Source organism: Rhizobacter sp. (assembly GCF_035702065.1).
GTDB lineage: Bacteria > Pseudomonadota > Gammaproteobacteria > Burkholderiales > Burkholderiaceae_C > Rhizobacter.
In genome coordinates this window covers 1-18,456 of the sequence record NZ_DASSRA010000449.1, presented here as the reverse complement: position 1 = coordinate 18,456, position 18,456 = coordinate 1, and the positions used below count along the sequence as shown (strand labels likewise).

The 18,456-nt window shown below is 67.1% G+C and carries 20 protein-coding genes; 15 read left to right on the top strand and 5 right to left on the bottom strand.

Features of this window, described 5'->3' with window-relative positions; all coding sequences use genetic code 11:
* The 3 genes from VFL64_RS19720 to VFL64_RS19710 form a co-directional block, all read left to right on the top strand.
* The coding region (locus tag VFL64_RS19720) for a penicillin-binding transpeptidase domain-containing protein (protein ID WP_489542088.1) at positions 1 to 498 on the top strand (498 nt) is incomplete at its 5' end.
* On the top strand, positions 495 to 1,649 hold the full coding sequence (gene rodA / locus VFL64_RS19715) for a rod shape-determining protein RodA (RefSeq protein WP_489542087.1): 1,155 nt from the start codon (positions 495 to 497) through the stop codon (positions 1,647 to 1,649). The genes VFL64_RS19720 and rodA, both read left to right, overlap by 4 nt.
* 111 nt (positions 1,650 to 1,760) lie before the next feature.
* Complete coding sequence (locus VFL64_RS19710; protein ID WP_489542086.1) at positions 1,761 to 2,651, top strand: NAD(P)-dependent oxidoreductase; 891 nt, start codon at positions 1,761 to 1,763, stop codon at positions 2,649 to 2,651.
* An 18-nt stretch (positions 2,652 to 2,669) separates the two neighbouring features.
* On the opposite strand, the gene VFL64_RS19705 is transcribed toward VFL64_RS19710, so the two are convergent.
* The 5 genes from VFL64_RS19705 to VFL64_RS19685 all read right to left on the bottom strand — a co-directional run bounded on the left by VFL64_RS19705 (position 2,670) and on the right by VFL64_RS19685 (position 7,941).
* Entirely contained in the window at positions 2,670 to 4,052 is a 1,383-nt protein-coding gene (locus VFL64_RS19705) for an MATE family efflux transporter (protein ID WP_489542085.1), read from the bottom strand.
* A 49-nt stretch (positions 4,053 to 4,101) separates the two neighbouring features.
* A complete protein-coding gene (locus VFL64_RS19700) occupies positions 4,102 to 5,172 on the bottom strand; it encodes a patatin-like phospholipase family protein (RefSeq protein ID WP_489542084.1) in 1,071 nt (356 codons plus the stop codon).
* A gap of 63 nt (positions 5,173 to 5,235) precedes the next feature.
* Positions 5,236 to 6,708, bottom strand: a complete 1,473-nt coding sequence (locus tag VFL64_RS19695; RefSeq protein ID WP_489542090.1) for a sensor histidine kinase N-terminal domain-containing protein — start codon at positions 6,706 to 6,708, stop codon at positions 5,236 to 5,238.
* Between the two features lie 50 nt (positions 6,709 to 6,758).
* The gene (locus tag VFL64_RS19690; RefSeq protein ID WP_489542083.1) at positions 6,759 to 7,430 is read right to left on the bottom strand and encodes a response regulator; all 672 of its coding nucleotides are present in this window, start codon (positions 7,428 to 7,430) and stop codon (positions 6,759 to 6,761) included.
* Positions 7,431 to 7,476: 46 nt separating this feature from the next.
* Positions 7,477 to 7,941, bottom strand: coding sequence for a MarR family winged helix-turn-helix transcriptional regulator (locus tag VFL64_RS19685; RefSeq protein WP_489542082.1), 465 nt, complete (start codon positions 7,939 to 7,941; stop codon positions 7,477 to 7,479).
* 130 nt (positions 7,942 to 8,071) lie between these two features.
* On the opposite strand from VFL64_RS19685, the gene recA reads away from it, so the two are divergent.
* The 12 genes from recA to VFL64_RS19625 form a co-directional block, all read left to right on the top strand.
* Positions 8,072 to 9,163 carry a recombinase RecA gene (gene recA / locus VFL64_RS19680; protein WP_489542081.1) on the top strand — a complete coding sequence of 364 codons (1,092 nt, stop codon included), beginning with the start codon at positions 8,072 to 8,074 and terminating at the stop codon, positions 9,161 to 9,163.
* Between the two features lie 9 nt (positions 9,164 to 9,172).
* A complete protein-coding gene (gene recX, locus VFL64_RS19675) occupies positions 9,173 to 9,625 on the top strand; it encodes a recombination regulator RecX (protein WP_489542080.1) in 453 nt (150 codons plus the stop codon).
* 116 nt (positions 9,626 to 9,741) lie between these two features.
* Positions 9,742 to 10,353, top strand: coding sequence for a DUF2889 domain-containing protein (locus tag VFL64_RS19670; RefSeq protein WP_489542079.1), 612 nt, complete (start codon positions 9,742 to 9,744; stop codon positions 10,351 to 10,353).
* Positions 10,350 to 11,510 carry an ADP-forming succinate--CoA ligase subunit beta gene (gene sucC, locus VFL64_RS19665; protein WP_489542078.1) on the top strand — a complete coding sequence of 387 codons (1,161 nt, stop codon included), beginning with the start codon at positions 10,350 to 10,352 and terminating at the stop codon, positions 11,508 to 11,510. Before VFL64_RS19670 ends, sucC begins: the two co-directional genes overlap by 4 nt.
* A gap of 18 nt (positions 11,511 to 11,528) precedes the next feature.
* Positions 11,529 to 12,422 carry a succinate--CoA ligase subunit alpha gene (gene sucD / locus VFL64_RS19660; protein WP_489542077.1) on the top strand — a complete coding sequence of 298 codons (894 nt, stop codon included), beginning with the start codon at positions 11,529 to 11,531 and terminating at the stop codon, positions 12,420 to 12,422.
* Between the two features lie 119 nt (positions 12,423 to 12,541).
* Positions 12,542 to 13,228, top strand: coding sequence for a TerC family protein (locus VFL64_RS19655; protein WP_489542076.1), 687 nt, complete (start codon positions 12,542 to 12,544; stop codon positions 13,226 to 13,228).
* Positions 13,229 to 13,499: 271 nt separating this feature from the next.
* The gene (locus tag VFL64_RS19650) at positions 13,500 to 14,198 is read left to right on the top strand and encodes a TerC family protein (RefSeq protein ID WP_489542075.1); all 699 of its coding nucleotides are present in this window, start codon (positions 13,500 to 13,502) and stop codon (positions 14,196 to 14,198) included.
* Between the two features lie 18 nt (positions 14,199 to 14,216).
* Positions 14,217 to 14,666, top strand: coding sequence for a hypothetical protein (locus tag VFL64_RS19645; RefSeq protein WP_489542074.1), 450 nt, complete (start codon positions 14,217 to 14,219; stop codon positions 14,664 to 14,666).
* An 87-nt stretch (positions 14,667 to 14,753) separates the two neighbouring features.
* A complete protein-coding gene (locus tag VFL64_RS19640; protein WP_489542073.1) occupies positions 14,754 to 15,998 on the top strand; it encodes a serine/threonine-protein kinase in 1,245 nt (414 codons plus the stop codon).
* 43 nt (positions 15,999 to 16,041) lie between these two features.
* Positions 16,042 to 16,824, top strand: a complete 783-nt coding sequence (locus tag VFL64_RS19635) for a Stp1/IreP family PP2C-type Ser/Thr phosphatase (protein ID WP_489542089.1) — start codon at positions 16,042 to 16,044, stop codon at positions 16,822 to 16,824.
* A 68-nt stretch (positions 16,825 to 16,892) separates the two neighbouring features.
* Positions 16,893 to 17,573, top strand: coding sequence for an FHA domain-containing protein (locus VFL64_RS19630; RefSeq protein ID WP_489542072.1), 681 nt, complete (start codon positions 16,893 to 16,895; stop codon positions 17,571 to 17,573).
* Between the two features lie 172 nt (positions 17,574 to 17,745).
* Positions 17,746 to 18,456, top strand: a 711-nt coding sequence (locus VFL64_RS19625; RefSeq protein ID WP_489542071.1) for an MBL fold metallo-hydrolase, incomplete at its 3' end; no start/stop codon positions are given.

Below are 18,456 nucleotides of genomic sequence, written 5' to 3'. Positions count from 1 at the left end.
GCGCTGTACGGCGTCACGCAGGAAGGCACTTCGGTGCGCTCCTTCCTGGGCGCGCCGTACAAGACCGGCGGCAAGACCGGCACCGCGCAGGCGGTCGGCATCCGCCAGAACGAGAAGTACAACGCGGCGAAGATGGAAGAGCACAAGCGCGACCACGCGCTCTACATCGCCTTCGCGCCGGCGGAGACGCCGACCGTCGCGCTGGCGGTGATCGTCGAGAACGCCGGCTTCGGCGCCGCCAGTGCGGCCCCGATCGCGCGCCGCGTGATGGACTACCTGCTGCTGGGCCTCTACCCGAGCGAAGAAGACATCGCCCTCACGCAAGAGGGCAAGTCGGCCGCGCCGGTCGGCACCCCGCGCCCGGCGGCCTCGGTGCCCTTGCCGGGCGCGGGCGCTTTCCCGACGGGCAATGGCGGCGTGAGCGACCCGGCGCTGGCGGCGGGCTTGCCGGCCCAGGCCGCTGCGGTCGCCGCGCCGGCAGCAGGCACGAAGCCATGAACACAACCTTCAGCAAGCCCTCGCTGTGGCTGCGCATCAAGCCGGTGTTCATGGGCTTCGACGGCTACCTCGTGCTGGCCGTGCTGTGGCTGGCCGCGATGGGCCTGGTGACCATGTACTCGGCCGGCTTCGACCACGGCACGCGCTTTGTCGACCACGGCCGCAACATGCTGCTGGCCGCCGGCATCATGTTCGTGGTGGCCCAGGTGCCGCCGCAGAAGCTGATGCGCCTCGCGCTGCCGCTGTACCTGATCGGCGTGGCCCTTCTGATCGCGGTGGCCGTGTTCGGCATCACCAAGAAGGGTGCCACGCGCTGGCTCAACGTGGGCGTGGTGGTCCAGCCCAGCGAGATGCTCAAGATCGCCGTGCCGCTGATGCTGGCCTGGTGGTTCCAGCGCCGCGAGGGCGCGCTTCGGGTGAGCGACTTCATCGTGGCGCTCGTGATCCTGGCGGTGCCGGTGGGGCTGATCGTCAAGCAGCCCGACCTGGGCACGGCCATCCTGGTGCTGTCGGCCGGGCTCTACGTGATCTTCTTCGCCGGCCTGTCGTGGAAGCTGATCCTGCCGGTGCTGGTCGTGGGCGCGGTGGCCATCACGGCGCTGGTGCTGTCGGAAGACCGCATCTGCCAGCCGGGCGTGGACTGGCACTTCCTGCGCGAGTACCAGAAGAACCGCGTCTGCACCCTGCTCGACCCGACCACCGACCCGCTGGGCAAGGGCTTCCACATCATCCAGGGCATGATCGCCATCGGCTCGGGCGGCCTGTCCGGCAAGGGCTTCATGAAGGGCACGCAGACGCACCTGGAGTTCATCCCCGAGCGCACCACCGACTTCATCTTCGCGGCCTTCTCCGAAGAGTTCGGCCTCATGGGCTTCGCCCTGCTGCTGGTCGGCTTCATCTTCCTGATCTTCCGCGGCCTGATGATCGCGGCCGACGCCCCCACCGTGTTCTCGCGCCTGCTGGCCGGCGCCATCACGCTCAGCTTCTTCACCTACGCCTTCGTCAACATGGGCATGGTGAGCGGCATCCTGCCGGTGGTGGGTGTGCCCCTGCCCTTCATCAGCTATGGCGGCACCGCGATGGTGACGCTGGGGCTGGGGCTCGGCATCCTGATGTCGATCTCCAAGAGCCGGCGCTACATGCAGCGCTAAGCTGCGCGGCATGACACGCCAAGTCTCACGAGCCCGAGCGCCGGGCCGCCCCAAACCGGGCTCGATCCCCTCGGGGGATCGGTCGATGTACCCGTCGACCGAGGGGCCGACATGATCCCAGCGGTCTGGCCGATCCCTCGTGTCGGCATCATCGGTGTAGGCAATATGGGCGGCGCGATGGCGGCTCGGCTGCTGTCGCAGGGCTATCTCGTCGCGGTGCACGACATCGACGCGCAGCGCGAAGCGCAGGCGGTGGCCCTGGGCGCGATGGCCTGCACCACGGCCACCGGCCTCGCCTCCTCAAGCGACGTGGTGATCGTGGCGGTGGTCGATGCACAGCAGACGCAGTCGGTGCTCTTCGGCCCGCATGGCGCGGTGGCCTCGCTCGCCCCCGGCTCGGCGGTGATGCTGTGCCCGACCATCGCGCCGGCCGACACCGAGCGCCTGATCGAGGCCTTGGCGCAGCGCGGCATCGACTGGCTGGACGCGCCCATGTCCGGCGGCCCCGAGCGGGCGCGCGAGGGACAAATGAGCCTGATGCTGGCCTGCCCGCATACCGTGCTCGACCGTCACCGCGCGCTCATCGAGGTGCTGTCGTCCAAGGTCTTCCACATCAGCGAGCGGCCGGGCGACGGGGCGCGCACCAAGCTCGTCAACAACCTGCTGGCCGGCATCAACCTGGCCGGTGCGGCCGAGGCGCTTGCGCTGGCCGAGCGCATGGGCTTGAGCCTGCCGCGCACGCTGGCGGTGATCGAACAGTCGAGCGGCCAGAGCTGGATCGGCAGCGACCGCATGCGCCGCGCCATGCACGGCGACTACCTGCCGCGCGCCCACACCACCCTCTTGAACAAGGACACGCACCTGGCGCTCGGCATGGCGAAGGAGGCCGGCTGCGCCACACCGCTCGGCGAGCAGGCCGCGGCCCTCTTCGCGCGAGCCTGCGAGAGCGGCCTGGCAGCGATGGACGACGCCAGCGTGTTCGAATTGCTGCGCCGGCGCTGAGCCGTTGCGAGCGATGCCTCAGTGCGGCGCCGCGAGCGCCAGCCGGTTGCGCGTCACCCGTCGGTGCGTGGCGCGTGCGGCCGGCACCCAGCCGCGGCGCCACCAGCGGGCGCACATGATCAGACCGCGCACCCACTCGTCGGCGGCGTAGGCGATCCACACGCCCACCAGGCCGAGGTCGAACACCACGCCCAGCAGCCAGGCGCCCCCGGCCATCACGAAGACCATCGAGGCCGCACCCGCTGCCACCGGAAAGCGCGCGTCGCCGGCGGCACGCAGGGCATTGATCACCACCAGGTTGAAGGTGCGGCCCGGCTCCAGCAGCACCGTGATCCAGAGCAGGGTGGTGGCCTGCTGGATGATGTGCGGGTCGTGGGTGAAGAGGCGCAGCGTCCACGGTGCGGTCAGCGCCGCGGTGAGCGCCACGCTGGTCGACACCAGCAAGCCCCAGCGCAGGCTCTTGCGCACCAGGCGGTGCGCTTCGTGCAGCTGGCGCGCGCCCACCAGGTGGCCCACCAGGATCTCGCTGGCGAAGCCCACCGCCAGGCCGAACACCAGAATGAAGTACATCACCTGCATGGTGTAGCTGTGCACGGCCAGGGCATCGGCGCCCATGCGCGCGACCAGGGCCACCGTGACCATCAGCGCCAGGCGGTAGGCGATGTTCTCGGCGGCGCCGGGCAGGCCGATGTGCAGCACCGGGCCCAGGCGCTTCCAGTGCATGCGCCACCAATCGTGCGCATGCGGCACCAGGTCCAGCCGCCAGCGCCACAGCAGCAGGTGGAAGGCGACGCCGAAGGCGCGGCTGAGGGCCGCCGCCAGGGCGAACCCGACCAGGCCCAGCGCCGGCAGCGGGCCGATGCCCGTCATCAGCGGCCAGCAGATGGCCAGGTGCAGGCCGTGCATGGCCACCATGTTGAGCAAGGTGTCGCGGGTGTGCATGTGGGCCCGCATGACGGCGCCCATGCTGGCATTGAAGGCGTCGATCGCCAGGGACAGCGACAGCACCTGCAGGTAGGGCGTGGCCAGCGGCATCACCTCGGCCGGGGCGTTCAGTGCGTGCAGCAGGGGCGCGGCCAGAACGGCCACCATCAGCCCCGCCCCCAGGCCCAGCCAGGTGCTGGCGCCGAGCGAGGCGCGCGCCGTCTCGTCGGCACCGGCCCGGTTGCCGGCCCCGAGGTTCTGCGTGATCACCACGCTCACCCCCATGCTGATGATGCGAAACAGCAGGAAGAACGACGCCTGCACATGGTTGGCCAGGGCGAACGCGCCGGAGGCGGTGTCGGACATGCGCGAGGCCAGCCACAGCCCGACCAGGCCCACCACCAGGCCGAGCAGCAGTTCGGCAAAGAGGGGCCAGGTGAGGGCGATCAGGCTGGGGCGGGGAGGCAGGGAGGACATGCGGCAATCATCGGCGCAGGGGCTGCCGATGTGTGGGATAAGACAGCGATCAGGGTTTGCGGTGAGGCCGGGGCTTGAGGAACTCGCGCTCCACGTCCACCGTGCCGCGCACGCCGATGTCGGCCTTGTGCTGGGCCAGCCAGCTGTCGGCGGCGTTGCGGCCGAGGGCGAACAGGCTCTCCAGGAAGGCGCGGTCGGTGTTGAACTTGGAGTTGGCGCCGAGCGGTGTGATGGCCTCGTCGTCGGCCACCATGTGCAGGTGCAGGTCCTTGTACTTGCCGGGGTCGAGCTTGCCTTCGCGCACCAGCCGCGAGACGAAGGCGATGGCGCGCATTTCGCCCATCAGGCTCGCGTTGAAGGTGATCTCGCTCAGGCGGTCGAGGATCTCCTCGCTGCGCGTGGGCGTGCCTTCGCGCACCAGCGGGTTGATGCGCACCAGCAGGATGTCGAGCGCCTCGGTGTTGTAGATCAGCGGGTAGATGGCCGGGTTGCCGGTGTAGCCGCCGTCCCAGTAGGGCTCGCCGTCGATGGTCACCGCCTGGAAGAGAAAGGGCAGGCAGGCCGAGGCGAGCAGCGCGTCGATCGTCAGTTCCTTGCCGGTGAACACGCGCGCCTGGCCGGTGGTCACGCTGGTGGCGGTGACGAAGAGGTCGAGCCGGCTGCGCCGCAGTGCGTCTTCGTCCACGTGCCGCCGCAGCACGTCGCGCAGCGGGTTCAGGTTCATCGGGTTGAACTCGTAGGGGCTGAACGAGCGGAAGAAGGAGCTGATCCACTGGTAGCCGGGCAGCTTGTCGAACTGCAGGCTCTCGTTGAGGGTCTGGGCGTGGCCGGCCGAGAAGGGCGAGAAGATCGAGCCGGAGCGGCTCACATCGCGCCAGAACTCGGTCAGCGCTTCGCGGGCGCCTTCGCGCTTGCCCTTGTGAAAGCCGGTCGCCATCACGGCGGCATTCAAAGCCCCGGCGCTGGTGCCCGAGATGCCCTTGAAGACGATGTGTTCGTCTTCGAGCAGCCGGTCGAGCACGCCCCAGGTGAAGGCGCCGTGCGAGCCGCCGCCTTGCAAGGCCAGGTCCAGCGCTCGGGTCTCATTGTGGTTGGGCGGGGCGGGCTGGAGAGAGGGCATGGGCGGCTTCCGGAGGTGACCGAAGCAGTCTATGTGCGGGGCAGCAAAGGCGCGGGCCGAGGGTCAATCGGCCGCGGTTCCCTCGGGCGGCTTGGGGTTGGCGGCCGGGAAGCGCACGGTGAAGCGCGCGCCCGGCCCGAACGCCGCACCGCCGTGGTCGGCCAGCACGCCGCTGCGGTGGCGCAGGTTGGCGTCCTCGAGCGCGATCTCGGCGTGGTGCTGCAGGGCGATCTCGCGCACGATGGCCAGGCCCAGGCCGGAGCCGTCGACGTTGGTGCCCAGCGAACGGTAGAAGGGCTGGAACACCTTGTCGCGTTCGGCCGGCGCGATGCCCGGGCCGGAGTCCTCGACCTGCAGCACGACCACCTGGCCGAACGGGTCGTCGACCACGCGCACGGTGACCGTGCCGCCCTCGGGCGTGTACTGCAGGGCGTTGTCGACCAGGTTGCGCACCAGCTCGCGCAGCAGCACGGGCTGGCCGTGCACCATCAGACCTTGCGGGTGGCGATCGCCGGTGTTGGGGCCTTCGTAGCCGAGGTCGATGCGCTTCTCCAGCGCGCGCGGCACGAAGTCGCGCACCGCTTCGGTGGCCACGCGGGCAAGGTTGACGTCCTGGTGGCTCTGCGCCTGCGAGGCGTCTTCGGCGCGCGCCATGGCCAGCAGCTGGTTGACCATGCGTGCGGCGCGCTGGCTGCTCAGCGCGATCTGCTGCAGCGACTTCTTCAGCGCCTGCGGGTCGCGCTGGCCAGCGTCGATCTCGCGCTGCGCGAGTTCGGCCTGGGTGCGCAGGCCGGCCAGCGGTGTCTTCAGCTGGTGGGCGGCGTCGGCGAGGAAGTGCTTCTGGTTGCCGATGCTGCGGTCGAGCCGCGCGAGCAGGTCATTGATGGCACGCACCAGCGGCGAGACCTCCTCGGGCACTTCGCGCTCGTTGATCGGGCTCAGGTCGTGGCTCTCGCGGTGGCGGATGCGCTGCTGCAGTTCGTTGAGTGGCTTGATGCCGCGCACCAGCGCCAGCCACACCAGCAGCACTGCCAGCGGCAGGATCACGAACTGCGGCAGCATCACGCCCTTGATGATCTCGGTGGCCAGGCGCGAACGCTTGCCCAGCGTTTCGCCCACCTGCACCAGCGCGAGCGCATTGCCGCCTGCATTCACCCACACATAGGCCACCCGCACCGGCTCGCCGCCGATCTCGTCGTCGCGAAAGCGCAGCTGGCCCGCATTGATGCGGTCTTCTTCGGCGGCGGCCGGCACGGGCAGGGCCCGTTCGCCGCTGAGGAACTCGCCGCGCAGCCCCAGCACCTGGTAGTACAGCGTGTCGGCCTCGTCGGTGCGCAGCATCTCGGCGGTGCTGCGGCTCAGGGCGAACACGGCGCGCGGCGTGCCATCGGGCAGGGCTTGCACGCTCACCTGCTGCGACAGCAGCCGGGCCATCTCGCCGAGCTGGCGGTCGAAGGGCTTGTTGGCAATGCCCTGCGCCACCAGCCAGGTGAGCACCACGCTCATCGGCCACAGCAGCAGCAGCGGGGCGAGCATCCAGTCGAGGATCTCGCCGAAGAGGGAACGCTGTTCGCGTGGGAAAGCCACTAGCCGGGGATCTTCTCGAGGCAGTAACCCAGGCCGCGCACGGTCGCGATGCGCACCGGGCCCTGCTCGATCTTCTTGCGCAGCCGGTGGATGTAGACCTCGATCGCGTTGTTGCTCACCTCTTCGCCCCACTCGCACAGGCGCTCGACGAGGTGGTCCTTGCTGACCAGGCGGCCGGCACGCTGCAGCAGGGCTTCGAGCAGACTGAGTTCACGCGCCGAGAGCTCGATCATCTGGTCGTTGATGTAGGCCACGCGGCCGGTGGCGTCGAAGGTCAGCGGGCCGTGCTTGATGATGCTCGACGCCGTGCCCAGGCCGCGCCGCGTGAGCGCGCGCACGCGGGCTTCGAGCTCCTGCAGCGAGAAGGGCTTGGCCATGTAGTCGTCGGCGCCCAGGTCCAGGCCCTTGACGCGCTGCTCGACGCTGTCGGCCGCGGTGAGGATCAGCACTGGCACCGACGAGCCGCGCGCGCGCAGCTTGCGCAGCACTTCGAGCCCGTGCAGCTTGGGCAGGCCCAGGTCGAGGATGAGCAGGTCGAACTCGTGCGAGCCGAGCGCCGCATCGGCCTCGGTGCCGCTCGCGACGGCGTCGACCGCATAGCCCGAGTTGCGCAGCGTGCGCAAGAGGCCGTCGGCCAGGACCTGATCGTCTTCGGCAATCAGTATCCGCATCGCTGTCTCCTGGTGGTTCCGCAGTGGGTGCGGCAGTGATCCGATTCTATTGAAGTGCGTAGGCCTCGAGGCCCAGGGCGACCACGGTGGCGACCTCGGCACCCACCTCCTCGCGGAACTCGCGGTCGGCCTGCGCCACCGCCTGCTCGAAGGCGGCCAGCCAGGCCAGGCCGGTCTCGGTGAAGCGAACCAGGCGAGCGCGCTTGTCGCGGCTGTCGGGCTCACGCATCACCAGGCCCCAGGCCTCGCACTGGTCGACCAGGTCGCCCATGGCCTGCTTGCTCATGCCGGCCTGCGCGGCCAGGTCGGTGAGGCGCGAGCCGCCGAGTGCCAGGTGGCGCGTGATGTGGATGTGGGCCGCACTCACCTGCGCACGCGCGGCGAGGTTCGACAGGGCGAGCGGCACCTCGACGTTGCGCGCCATCAGCGCCAGCACGCGCTCGTCGAAGCGGCGCATGGCGTGGCCCAGCAAGCGGCCGAAGTGGGTGTCGCGCCAGTCGTTGGAATTCATCCGCAAATAGTAAGGCAAACTGACCAAAAAACCGGTTTACTTCGATCTACTCCGCTTGCAGAATGCTGTTCATTCATCCAGCCTGTTGTTATGAGCAGGCCCCAACTGATTGATTCACAAGGAGAATTTCATGGACGCACCCGTCAAGGCCCTGAACACCGAAAAGGCCAAGGCCCTGCAAGCGGCGCTGGCCCAGATCGAAAAGCAGTTCGGCAAGGGCTCGATCATGAAGCTCGGCGAGGGCGAGAAGATCGAGGACATCGAGGTTGTCTCCACCGGCTCCTTGGGCCTGGACATCGCGCTGGGCGTCGGCGGCCTGCCGCGCGGCCGGGTGGTCGAGATCTACGGCCCGGAATCGTCGGGCAAGACCACGCTCACGCTGCAGGTCATCGCCGAGATGCAGAAGCTGGGCGGCACCTGCGCCTTCATCGATGCCGAGCACGCGCTCGACACCTCGTACGCGCAGAAGCTGGGCGTCAACCTGCAGGAGCTGCTGATCAGCCAGCCCGACACCGGCGAGCAGGCGCTGGAGATCGTCGACGCGCTGGTGCGCTCAGGCTCGGTCGACCTGGTGGTCGTCGACTCGGTGGCTGCGCTCACGCCCAAGGCCGAAATCGAAGGCGAAATGGGCGATTCGCTGCCTGGCCTGCAGGCCCGCCTGATGAGCCAGGCGCTGCGCAAGCTCACCGGCACCATCAAGAAGACCAACACCATGGTCATCTTCATCAACCAGATCCGCATGAAGATCGGCGTGATGTTCGGCTCGCCCGAGACCACCACCGGCGGCAATGCGCTCAAGTTCTACGCCTCGGTGCGCCTGGACATCCGCCGCATCGGCTCCATCAAGAAGGGCGAAGAGGTCATCGGCAACGAGACCAAGGTCAAGGTGGTCAAGAACAAGGTCTCGCCCCCGTTCAAGACGGCCGAGTTCGACATCCTCTACGGCCAGGGCATCAGCCGCGAAGGCGAGATCATCGACATGGGCGTCGAGGCCAAGGTGCTGGAGAAGTCGGGCTCCTGGTTCGCCTACAACGGCGAGAAGATCGGCCAGGGCAAGGACAACGCCCGCGAGTTCCTGAAGGAGAACCCGGCGCTGTCGGTCGAAATCGAGAACAAGGTGCGTGTGGCGGTGGGCATCCCGCTGCTGCCGACCGACGAGGCCGAGGCGCCCGCGCCCGCCAAGAAGTCGCGCGCCGCGAAGGAAGCGGCTCCGCAGGAGTAAGGCCCGCCCATGAGGCCACGCCTGTCGCTCAAGGGGCGGGGGCTGCAGATCCTGGCGCAGCGCGAACACAGCCGCAGCGAGATGCGGCGCAAGCTGCTCGCGCACGCCAAGGAGGAGCCCGACGCCGCCGAGGAGGTCGAGGCCGTGCTCGACTGGCTGCAGGCCCAGCGCTACCTCTGTGAAGAGCGTTTCGCCGAGAGCCGCGTGCATGCGCGCGCGGCGCGCTATGGCAACCAGCGCATCCGCCAGGAGCTGGCCCAGCACGGCGTGGCGCTCAGCGCCGAGGCGGCGCAGCAGTTGAAGAACAGCGAGCTCGAGCGCGCCCGTGTGGTGTGGTCGCGCAAGTTCGGCGAGCCGGCTGCCGATGCTGCCGGCCGGGCCAAGCAGGTGCGCTTTCTGATGAGCCGGGGCTTCTCCGGCGAGGTGATCCGCCGCGTGGTGCAAGGCTCGGACAGCGACTGACGCCGGGGCGCGCACCGCACGCCCGTCCCAAATTGGCGCGGTGCGGAATGCTACATTTCTAGGGTTTGCCATGAGGCGCTTGCGCCCCGGCCGCGTCAATCCCTACCTCTACCCCGATGGCCCTGCCCCCCGCCGCGCCCGAGCGCCAGCTCAAGCACAGCCGCCACATCGATGTGCAAATCTATGCACGTGGCGCCGGGCTGTGGGAGGTCGACGCCTTCATCACCGACGTCAAGACGCGCGACACCCAGCTGACCGACCGCGTGCGCCGCGCCGGCGAACCCATCCACGACATGCTGCTGCGCCTGGTCATCGACGAGGCCTTCAACATCCTCGAGGCCGGCTCCGAGACCCGGGCCATGCCTTATCCCGGCGAGTGCGACGACCATGGCGATGCCTACCGCGCTCTGGTCGGCCTCAACCTCATGAAGGGTTTTCGCTTTGCCGTCGCTGAACGGCTGGGCGGCGTGGCCGGCTGCACCCACCTCACCGAGCTGACGCAGGTGCTGCCCACGGCGGTGGTGCAGGCCTTTGCCGGAGACGTGATCAACACGCGTGGCGAGGGCGTCGACGCCAAGCAACCCTTCCAGCTCGACCGCTGCCACGCCTTGCGCACCGATGGCAACGCCGTGCGCCTGTACTACCCGCGCTGGTTCAAGCCGGCACCCGAAGAATCCCAACCGCCGTCAACCGTTCCCAGAACACTGAGTGAAGAGAGTCCGCGATGAAAATTCATGAATACCAAGGCAAGGAAATCCTGCGCCAGGCCGGCGTGCCGGTACCGCGCGGCTACCCCGCGTTCAGCGTGCAAGAGGCCATCGAGGCTGCGCAGAAGCTGGGCGGCCCGGTGTGGGTGGTGAAGGCCCAGATCCACGCCGGTGGCCGCGGCAAGGGCGGCGGCGTGAAGCTGGCCAAGTCGCTGGATGACGTGAAGAAGCTGTCGGGCGAAATCCTCGGCATGCAACTCAAGACCCACCAGACCGGCCCCGAAGGCCAGAAGGTGCGCCGCCTGTACATCGAAGAAGGCGCGGACATCAAGAACGAGCTCTACGTCTCGCTGGTCACCGACCGCGCGACGCAGAAGGTCGCCCTGATCGCTTCGAGCGAAGGTGGCATGGACATCGAAGAGGTTGCGCACTCGACCCCCGAGAAGATCATCACCGAGCTGATCGACCCGCTGGTGGGGCTGACCGCCGCGCAGAGCAAGAAGGTCGCCGCGGCCATCGGCCTGACGGGCGCCTCGGTGGACCAGGCCGTCGACCTGTTCGCCAAGCTCTACACCTGCTACATGAACACCGACGCGTCGCTGGTCGAGATCAACCCGCTCAATTGCGACAGCAAGGGCAACCTGATCGCGCTCGACGCCAAGTTCAACTTCGACGCCAACGCACTCTTCCGCCATCCCGAGATCGTGGCCTACCGCGACCTCGACGAAGAAGACCCGGCTGAAGTCGAGGCCAGCAAGTTCGATCTGGCCTACATCAGCCTCGACGGCAACATCGGCTGCCTGGTCAACGGCGCCGGCCTCGCGATGGCAAACATGGACACCATCAAGCTCTTCGGCGGCGAGCCGGCCAACTTCCTCGACGTGGGCGGTGGCGCCACGGCCGAGAAGGTGACCGAAGCCTTCAAGATCATGCTGAAGAACAAGGCCGTCAAAGGCATCCTCGTCAACATCTTCGGCGGCATCATGAAGTGCGACACCATCGCCGAAGGCGTCATCACCGCCTGCAAGGCCGTGAACCTGAGCGTGCCGCTGGTCGTGCGCATGAAGGGCACCAACGAAGACCTGGGCAAGAAGATGCTGGCCGAATCCGGCCTGCCGATCATCAGCGCAGACACGATGGCCGAGGCCGCGACGAAGATCGTTGCCGCCGTGAAGTAAGCCCAGGAGCAAACAACCATGTCGATCTACATCAACAAAGACACCAAGGTCATCACCCAAGGCATCACGGGCAAGACAGGCCAGTTCCACACCCTCGGCTGCCAGGCCTACGCGAATGGCAAGAACGCCTTCGTGGCGGGCGTGAACCCGAAGAAGGCGGGCGAGAAGTTCTCCGAGATCCCCATCTACGCCACCGTCAAGGAAGCCAAGACGCAGACCGGCGCGACCGTGTCGGTGATTTACGTGCCGCCCGCAGGCGCCGCTGCCGCCATCTGGGAAGCCGTCGAGGCCGATCTCGATCTGGCGATCTGCATCACCGAAGGCATCCCCGTGCGCGACATGCTGGAAGTGCGCAACAAGATGAAGGCCAAGGAAGCCAAGGGGGGCAAGAAGACGCTGCTGCTCGGCCCCAACTGCCCCGGCCTCATCACCCCCGAAGAAATCAAGATCGGCATCATGCCGGGCCACATCCACCGCAAGGGCCGCGTCGGCGTGGTCTCGCGCTCGGGCACGCTGACCTATGAAGCGGTGGCGCAGCTCACCGAGCTGGGCATCGGCCAATCGAGTGCGGTGGGCATTGGCGGCGACCCGATCAACGGCCTGAAGCACATCGACGTGATGAAGGCCTTCAACGACGACCCCGACACCGATGCCGTCATCATGATCGGCGAGATCGGCGGCCCGGACGAGGCCGAAGCCGCGCGCTGGTGCCAGAAGAACATGAAGAAGCCCATCGTCGGCTTCATCGCTGGCGTGACCGCGCCCCCCGGCAAGCGCATGGGCCACGCCGGCGCGCTGATCTCGGGCGGTGCCGACACGGCCGATGCCAAGCTCGCCATCATGGAAGAGTGCGGCTTCACCGTGACGCGCAACCCGTCGGAAATGGGCAAGCTGCTCAAGGGCCTGCTCTGACGAGGCCGGTCCGTACTACTACGAACGTGGGCGTGCGGACGGCTTTCTAGAATCCAGGCAGCTCGCACAAGGAAGCTCCCAGCGGAGCTTCTCACCCCACTTCATAAACGGGCCTGCCCATGGACTTCACCTCCGCCGCCTTCTGGGCGGCTCTCGGCTCCATCATCCTCGCGAACATCATCCTGTCGGGTGACAACGCGGTTGTGATCGCCTTGGCGGCACGTTCGTTGCCGCCGCACCAGCAGAAGAAGGCCATCTTCTGGGGCAGCGCTGCCGCCATCGTGATGCGCATCGTGCTCACGTTGATCGCCGTCGAGATGCTGAAGTGGCCCTACCTCAAGATCGTCGGCGCGTTGCTGCTGCTCTACATCGGCATCTCGCTGCTCAGCGAAGAAGACGATGGCGAAGAGGGGCACAAAGAGGTGGGCGGGATGCTGGCGGCTATCCGCACCATTCTCGTTGCCGACCTGGTGATGAGCCTGGACAACGTGCTCGCGGTGGCGGCTGCCGCCAAGGGCGACACCGCCCTGCTCGTGATCGGGCTGGCGGTGAGCATTCCCTTGATCATCTTCGGCAGCACCCTGCTGCTCAAGGTGATGGAGCGCTTTCCGATCATCATCACGCTGGGTGCCGCCCTGCTGGGCTTCCTGGCCGGCGAGATGCTGCTGACCGACCCGGCCGTGGCCCAGCGCTTTCCCGATCTGTCGCACAACGTGATCAATATCGCCGGCGCGATCGGCGCCGTCGTCGTGGTCGTGACGGGTTTGTGGATTCAGCGGCGTTCGCGCCGATCTGCCCAATCCTGAGCCTCATTCATGTTCTGTTCAGGCCTATACTGGCGGCCTGAAGGGGAGTAGCTCGACCCGAACGCCCAGTCGTCTCCGGACGCGGCGCCACGGTAGCAGCAAGCCGTCAATACGAAGCGCAAGCTTCCGGTTTGCTGGGCCATAACACACACTCCAGCCGAGCAAGACCTTCGATGCAAGCCGAATGACGGCAGGCTCGAAGGCGACCCCATGCCCAGTCTGTCTCCAGCCGGCTTGCACCGTTCGTCGTGCAACCGCTCCTGGAGTACAAATGGAACTCTTCTCTTCCGCCTGGTTTTCTGCCCTGCTGGCGATCATCCTGATCGACCTCGTTCTCGCAGGCGACAACGCCATCGTCATTGCGCTGGCCGCCCGCAATCTCCCGTCTCATCTGCAGAAGAAGGCCATCCTGTGGGGCACGGTCGGTGCCATCGTCGTGCGCACGGCCATGACGGTGGGTGTGGTGTGGCTGCTGCGCATCCCGGGCCTGATGGCCATTGGTGGTGCGGGTCTGGTCTGGATCGCCTACAAGCTGCTGGCGCCGCACTCGGGCAACGAAGAGGCTCACAGCCCCATGGCCAGCACCTTCTGGGGAGCCATGAAGACCATCGTGATCGCCGACGCCTTGATGGGCGTTGACAACGTGCTCGGCGTCGCGGGCGCGGCCCACGGCAACTTCACGCTGGTGGTGATCGGCCTGCTGATCAGCGTCCCCATCGTGGTGTGGGGCAGCACTCTGGTGCTCAAGCTGGTGGAACGCTTCCCCATCATCATCTACCTGGGTGCTGGCGTGCTCGCTTACACAGCGGCCCACATGATCGTGAGCGAACCGCTGCTCGACGCGGTCTTCGACCCGAGCATGGTCAACCGCATCGTTACCTACACCGTGCTCGTCGTTGGTGTGCTGGCCGCAGGCTGGTGGACCACCCGCCGCGCGGCTGCCGCGTCCAGCCCTGCCTCCTCCACCTGAGCCCCAAGGAGAACGTCGATGGAAAAGATCGCTGTGTTCCTGAACGATGCCGCCCATGCGCAAAGCATGCTGGCCCCCTTGCTGCAGAGCTCGGGGCCCAGCCACTGGATCATGGTGGCCTGCCCGCCGACCCTCACGCGCCACATCGGGCGCTGGGTGTCGGGGCCGGCCAAGCAGCAGTGGCGTGAGCGCTGGTCCGCCGAACTGTTTGCCCAGGTGGAGCCCTTGCTCAAGGCGCAGCATGGCAGCCGGGTCGAGCGGATGCTGGCGAAGCGGCCGCTGTTCGAAGTGGCCACGCGGCTGGACAGCCGCTTGGGCAGCATCAAGGTGTTCGATGCACGGCGCCCGCGCATCGGCCGGCCGAACGAACCCCTGACGGCCGACGCCCCTGCCCACGAACTGAGCCGCTGGACCTATCCGGTGGCCGTTACCACCGGCCTGAGCGCGATGCTGGCCTTGGCCGACTGACAGGTCTGACAGGGGGCAGCGTCCACCCCCTGTGATAACGTGCCGCCCGGTACAGCCGGGAGTTGACCCCAGGACATGGGCACAGATTTGGTCGGGACGCTGAGCCTCGGTGCTTTGGCGCTGCTTGCGGCGGCGGCTTACATCGCGTGGGGTCTGCCGCGGCTTCGATCCCGTGTCGGCTTGGCTGTGTCGGGTCTGGCGGCCTGTGTGGGCGTGTCGGCCGCCGTCTTGTCAATGCCGAGCGCCCTTGCGTGGGCCGCAGGGTCCGCCGCCATCGCGCTGGCGTTCGGCCAGCTCGGGTTCTGGCTCGGCGGGCGCGGCACGGCGCGGCGTGTGCCAGCCGTTGGCAGGGCAGCGCCCCCGTCGCAATCACCCAGTACCGCTCCGGTGCAGCAGTTCCTTGGGCGCTACGCCGTCGAGCGCGAAGTGGGTCGTGGTGCGATGGGAGCGGTCTATGTTGGTCGTGATCCCAAGATCGGGCGCCAGGTGGCGATCAAGACCATGGCGCTGAGCAAAGAGTTTGCTGGCGATGAACTGGCCGAGGCCCGGCAGCGCTTCTTTCGCGAAGCCGAGACTGCGGGTCGCCTGCAGCACCCCGACATCGTCACCATCTTCGATGCAGGCGAAGACCAGGGCCTGGCTTTCATCGCCATGGAGCTGCTCAAGGGCGACAACCTCGAGACCTACGCGCAACCCAAGAACCTGCTGCCCGTCGTGACCGTGCTGAACACCGTCGCACGCGTTGCTGATGCGCTTGGCTATGCCCACAGCCAGGGCGTGGTGCATCGCGATGTGAAGCCGGCGAATGTGATGGTCGATCTTGTGGCCGACATGGTGAAGGTCACCGACTTCGGCATCGCCCGCATCACGGACTCGAGCCGCACCCGCACGGGCATGGTGCTGGGCACGCCCTCGTTCATGTCACCCGAGCAACTCGCTGGCCGCCGTGTGGATGGCCGCAGCGATCTCTACTCGCTGGGTGTGATGCTGTTCCAGTTGCTCACCGGTCGCTTGCCGCACCGGGCCGATTCCATGGCCGTGCTGATGCAGCAGATCGCCAACGAAGAGGCGCCTGATGTGCGCAGCCTGCGGCCCGACTTGCCGCCGGAGTTGGCGCGTGCCTTGGCGTCTCTGCTGGAGAAGCGCCCTGAAGCACGGCCTGCCAGTGGGCAGCAGCTCGCGACCGAACTGCGCCGCATTGCTCTGCAGATCGAGGCCTCGGGCCGAGCGCCTGCAGCACCACCGCCCTCGGCGGAACCCCCCGATTCCAGCGGATTCGCCGCGACCGTGAAAATGCGTCGCTCGGATACAGGGCACAATTCCGGTCTCTGATGGGTTTGAAAGCTCGATGAATCTCCCCGCGCTCGCCACAGCCATGTCGCTAGAGTTCTTCAGTGCCACGGACACCGGCCGCGCTCGCAACAACAACGAAGATTCGATCGCCGTGCACGAAGCGGCCGGCCTGGTTGTTCTGGCTGACGGCATGGGCGGCTACAACGCCGGCGAAGTGGCCAGCGGCATGGCCACCTCCTTCATCAAGACCGAACTCGGACGTTGGCTGCAAGAAGCCTCGGGCAATGCGTCGGACACCGACGTGCGCCGAGCGATGGACATCTGCGTCGACAACGCCAACCGCGCCATCTTCAACGCCGCCAATTCCAACCCGCAGTACGCCGGCATGGGCACCACGCTCGTGGTGGGTGCCTTCCGCGACGGCCGCCTGCTGATGGGCCACGTGGGCGATTCGCGGGGATATCGTTTCCGCGGCGGGCGTCTTGTGCAGATCACGCACGACCACTCGCTGTTGCAGGAGCAGATCGACTCTGGGCTCATCACGCCCGAGCAGGCGGCTTTCTCCACCAACAAGAACCTGGTCACCCGCGCAGTGGGGGTCGAAGACACCGTGCTGCTTGAGACCCACCTGCACGACATCATGCCGGGGGACATCTACCTGTTGTGCTCCGACGGCTTGTCCGACATGCTGGACGACGAGGGCATCGCGCAGGTGTTGCAGACGCACGACTCGCTGGAGGAGGCGGGTGCCGGGCTGATTGACGCGGCCAATGATGCGGGTGGAAAGGATAATATCGCGGTGGTGTTGGTGCGGGTGCGGGGCCAGAGCAGCCCACCCCGATCCTGGTGGCCGTTCCGGCGCTGAGTTCACACGACACCGCCATTTCGTCCCCATGAGGGGGCCAAGGGACAGAAGAGAGACTGAGGTCAAGCATGGGCAAGCTGGTCGTATCGCTCGACGGGGTGGTGATCAAGGAAGTGCAGATCACCAAGGACAAGACGACCCTCGGCCGCCGTCCTTACAACGACATCGTGATCGACAACCTGGCCGTCAGCGGCGAGCATGCCGTGCTGCAGATGGTGGGCACCGACGTCTTCATCGAAGATCTCAACAGCACCAACGGCACCTACATCAACGGCAAGGCCGTCAAGAAGCAGCTGCTCACCCACAACGACACAGTCGAGATCGGCAAGTACAAGATCAAGTACCTCGTGGACGACGGCACCGACTACGAGAAGACCATGATCATGAAGCAGGGCGCGCCCGCCCCTGCCAGCTACAGCCACGGCTTTGCCCACACCTCGGCCCAGGCCGGCCCGAACTCGGGTTTCGGTGGGCTGGGGCAGTCGGTGGCGCCCGGCACGATCAAGGTGCTGAACGGTGCCGCAGCCGGCCGTGAAGTCGCGCTGACCAAGGTCGTCACCACCGTCGGCAAACCGGGCGTGCAGGTGGCTTCCATCACCAAGCGGCCGGGCGGTTATGTCTTCGCCCACGTCGAAGGCGCCACCCGCCCCACCATCAACGGCAACCCGCTGGTGGGCGACACCTTGCATCTGAAGAACGGCGACGTGATCGAACTCGCCGGCACGCAGATGCAGTTCATCCAGGTCTGAGCCGCCCCGCCGGCGTGACGCTTTTCACGCCGAGCCCTTGCGCACGGTCGGGGCACGGCCGTTTCCCTGGGAAATGCGGCATTCGCATCTTGCGGCGGTGTGCTGGCGCGGTCAGCATTGCGAAGAAGCGCCGCTCTTGCGCTGACCCGTGGCCCTGCCCGCTCATCGACCCATGAAAATCCGCGTTCTCGGCTGCTCCGGCGCCATTGCCGAAGGCAGCCGAACCACTTCCTTTCTGATCGACCACGACGTGCTGGTCGATGCCGGAACGGGGGTGGGTGATCTGCCGCTGGAAGCCCTGGCGCAGATCGACCACATCCTGATCAGCCACTCGCACCTGGACCATGTGCTCGCCATCGGCCTGCTGGCCGACAGCGTGATGCGCTTGCGCGAATCGCACGGGCGCGGGCCGATCCAGGTTCATGCGCTGCCTGAAACCTTGCAGGCGCTTCGCACGCACATCTTCAATGGCGTGATATGGCCGGATTTCACCCGTCTGCCGACTGCGGACCGGCCAGCGCTGAAGTTCGTCCCGTTCGAACTGGGCGCGCGCCTGAACGTTGGCGGCAAGACCTTCGAGGTGCTCAGTGCGGCCCACACGGTGCCGGCCGTCGGCTTCGCCCTGCAGGGGCGAGAGGCCTGGTGGGTCTACACCGGAGACACCGGCCCCAACCCCGCCTTGTGGCGACGCCTCGCCACCATGAAGGTGGCGCACCTCGTGATCGAGACGGCTTTCGGCGACGACGAGCGTGAGCTGGCCTGCTTGAGCCAGCACCTGTGTCCGCAGAAGCTGGGCCTCGAATTGGCACAGCTCCAGGGCAGCGTCGACGTGGCCATCACTCACATCAAGCCAGGCGAAGTTGATGCCGTGATGACGGAGGTG

Excerpts from the sequence above, each read along its gene's own strand:
- rodA (WP_489542087.1), top strand. The coding sequence starts at position 495 with ATGAACACAACCTTCAGCAAGCCCTCGCTGTGGCTGCGCATCAAGCCG.
- VFL64_RS19710 (WP_489542086.1), top strand. The coding sequence starts at position 1,761 with ATGATCCCAGCGGTCTGGCCGATCCCTCGTGTCGGCATCATCGGTGTA.
- VFL64_RS19705 (WP_489542085.1), bottom strand. The coding sequence starts at position 4,052 with ATGTCCTCCCTGCCTCCCCGCCCCAGCCTGATCGCCCTCACCTGGCCC.
- VFL64_RS19700 (WP_489542084.1), bottom strand. The coding sequence starts at position 5,172 with ATGCCCTCTCTCCAGCCCGCCCCGCCCAACCACAATGAGACCCGAGCG.
- VFL64_RS19695 (WP_489542090.1), bottom strand. The coding sequence starts at position 6,708 with ATGCTCGCCCCGCTGCTGCTGCTGTGGCCGATGAGCGTGGTGCTCACC.
- VFL64_RS19690 (WP_489542083.1), bottom strand. The coding sequence starts at position 7,430 with ATGCGGATACTGATTGCCGAAGACGATCAGGTCCTGGCCGACGGCCTC.
- VFL64_RS19685 (WP_489542082.1), bottom strand. The coding sequence starts at position 7,941 with ATGAATTCCAACGACTGGCGCGACACCCACTTCGGCCGCTTGCTGGGC.
- recA (WP_489542081.1), top strand. The coding sequence starts at position 8,072 with ATGGACGCACCCGTCAAGGCCCTGAACACCGAAAAGGCCAAGGCCCTG.
- recX (WP_489542080.1), top strand. The coding sequence starts at position 9,173 with ATGAGGCCACGCCTGTCGCTCAAGGGGCGGGGGCTGCAGATCCTGGCG.
- VFL64_RS19670 (WP_489542079.1), top strand. The coding sequence starts at position 9,742 with ATGGCCCTGCCCCCCGCCGCGCCCGAGCGCCAGCTCAAGCACAGCCGC.
- sucC (WP_489542078.1), top strand. The coding sequence starts at position 10,350 with ATGAAAATTCATGAATACCAAGGCAAGGAAATCCTGCGCCAGGCCGGC.
- sucD (WP_489542077.1), top strand. The coding sequence starts at position 11,529 with ATGTCGATCTACATCAACAAAGACACCAAGGTCATCACCCAAGGCATC.
- VFL64_RS19655 (WP_489542076.1), top strand. The coding sequence starts at position 12,542 with ATGGACTTCACCTCCGCCGCCTTCTGGGCGGCTCTCGGCTCCATCATC.
- VFL64_RS19650 (WP_489542075.1), top strand. The coding sequence starts at position 13,500 with ATGGAACTCTTCTCTTCCGCCTGGTTTTCTGCCCTGCTGGCGATCATC.
- VFL64_RS19645 (WP_489542074.1), top strand. The coding sequence starts at position 14,217 with ATGGAAAAGATCGCTGTGTTCCTGAACGATGCCGCCCATGCGCAAAGC.
- VFL64_RS19635 (WP_489542089.1), top strand. The coding sequence starts at position 16,042 with ATGTCGCTAGAGTTCTTCAGTGCCACGGACACCGGCCGCGCTCGCAAC.
- VFL64_RS19630 (WP_489542072.1), top strand. The coding sequence starts at position 16,893 with ATGGGCAAGCTGGTCGTATCGCTCGACGGGGTGGTGATCAAGGAAGTG.